Source organism: Floridaenema aerugineum BLCC-F46, assembly GCF_041929345.1.
In the GTDB taxonomy this organism is placed as follows: Bacteria; Cyanobacteriota; Cyanobacteriia; order Cyanobacteriales; family Aerosakkonemataceae; genus Floridanema; species Floridanema aerugineum.
The window spans coordinates 1-1,519 of the sequence record NZ_JBHFNQ010000176.1 but is presented as its reverse complement, the minus strand read 5'-3'; the positions used below and the strand labels follow the sequence as shown (position 1 = coordinate 1,519).

Genomic DNA, 1,519 nt, shown 5'->3' with positions numbered 1-1,519 from the left:
CCCCAACGACTTCATAAACTTAGCTAGTTCTGGTAAGGACATCCCCGAAGTAGTAGGGTTTTCTGGTTTTTGCGCTACCATTACCCACAAAAGACTACCATCAACAGTAATACCAACTGCCGTTCTAGCATTGAGTTGGTTACTTCCTAATACATCCCGAATAACTTTTCCATTCACCACATCTGCGAACCCTTCTTGAACCAAACCCAATTCTGGCAATAAATTTGGCCCACCACCCAAGGCATCTACTAAACGGCAACTATCGGGAATTGGATCGTTGCGGAGGTTAATATCGTAACGAATGGTTCCTCCACAAATGTAGCGTCTCAATTCACTACGATTAAGCATTTTGTCTAAGTAAGGAGCATTTTTAGGATTATTAATGAACCGTTCGTTAAGTTTTGGGTCAGCAATTAACGCTCCTTCTCGAATCACAATGGAAGTGGTTTTTTGATTCACCGGGTCGAAAAAGCTACCGTTGATAGCTGCAAATGCTTGATGTTTTGTTGCTATATTTTCTACCAGTTCAAGTGTTGGCGAAACAGCAGGTTTAACAGAAAAACGGCTGGTTTTAGGAATCAGTAATGTATGGACAACGCTGTGTGTCAAGGTATAAGATTTATATGCAATTTCTGGTTGAAGTGGTACTTCAACTGTCTGATTGTAAGCTTTTGTCGAGCGATTCTGGACATTAGAAAATAACACCACTGCCACACCGAGAGAACTTACAAGTATCCAAAATAATAACCAGAGTTTTTTCATGGCTTTTGGCTATTAACAACTTCATTTAAGCTCATTGCCCTCAGAATTTCTATAGTGCGTAGTGCATCTTTTTGAGCAACAAATAAATGGTCGTGATAATAAGCAGCAATCACATTACAACTGATATCAGCCTTGGTTAACTCTCCTGAAATAGCAGCCGTCAAACCAACTGCTTCGAGTGAAGAATGAACAGTTAATGTAATCCATGCAGCCACGAATGAATAAGAAATAGAAAGCCGATCGGCTTCCTGTTTGGTAATAATTAACGTCGTACCTTCTGCTTCCCGAAAAATGCCTATTGGTTGTACATCTTTTGGGATTTGATTGTCAGCTACAGTACAAAATACATATTCGCCAGCTTGTAACTGCGGTTTCATTCCTTTGATTAAATTTGACCAAAATTAATGGGATACAAGCCCCGACCCTTTAGGGCGGCTTTGTTCTTTGATATATTGCTTCAAAACCTCAAGTGGAGCGCCACCTACGGACACAGCAAAATAGCTAGGACTCCAAAGGGCTTGGTTGTGTGGTTTAGGGAGTCCAGCCTGTCCATACCTCCGACTGGAGACACCTTTAAGAGCATTAACAATTTCTGAAACAGATAACTTTGGCGGATATTGAACGCACCCCAACTAAATCGGAGATTATAGTTGGGGATTCTTGCGCTAGGAAACCATAAGATTTCTCAGCGTATCCAGAGTTACTGGCGTTCTCAGTGTGTCGTTGGAACTTTTGCCAACGAACACTCTAGAAAAAT

Annotated in this window: 2 protein-coding genes and 1 pseudogene; all 3 read right to left on the bottom strand. The window is 41.1% G+C overall.

The genetic code is table 11. The features are described 5' to 3' along the window. Positions 1 to 762 (bottom strand): phosphodiester glycosidase family protein (locus ACE1CC_RS22825; protein ID WP_413272734.1); only part of this gene is annotated, 762 nt, incomplete at its 3' end. Beyond that, a complete protein-coding gene (locus ACE1CC_RS22820) occupies positions 759 to 1,148 on the bottom strand; it encodes an ACT domain-containing protein (protein ID WP_413272735.1) in 390 nt (129 codons plus the stop codon). The genes ACE1CC_RS22825 and ACE1CC_RS22820, both read right to left, overlap by 4 nt. 15 nt (positions 1,149 to 1,163) lie before the next feature. Further along, positions 1,164 to 1,385 (bottom strand): annotated as a pseudogene (tnpA, locus tag ACE1CC_RS22815) (IS200/IS605 family transposase); the annotation flags it as partial. Positions 1,386 to 1,519 lie beyond the last annotated feature (134 nt).